Here is a 269-nt window from a genome sequence, read left to right on the forward strand (position 1 = left end):
TACATCCTGTCCTCGCTGCGGTCACCAGAGCATTATGACGTGGGAGAAACACGACCGAGTTCGGTGTCGTAATTGCGAATTTAAGCCAGTATACACCCATGGAACGCCATTTCACGAGAAGCACCTCTCCTGCGGTGAGGTCCTTCTCGCTTTCACCCTCTACGCAGATACACTGCTGAGCATCAACCAGATTGCGCCGCTGCTCGGTCGTGCTTACAAAACCATTCACACGGCGATTCGGGAGGCGGAAGCCGCGGTTCAGCGCGGCT

General features: G+C 55.8%; 1 pseudogene. It reads left to right on the forward strand.

The features are described 5' to 3' along the window. A pseudogene (locus EXE47_RS18320) lies at positions 1–269 on the forward strand (IS1595 family transposase); the annotation flags it as partial.

This window comes from Halorubrum sp. GN12_10-3_MGM (genome assembly GCF_005435235.1).
Lineage (GTDB): Archaea > Halobacteriota > Halobacteria > Halobacteriales > Haloferacaceae > Halorubrum > Halorubrum ezzemoulense.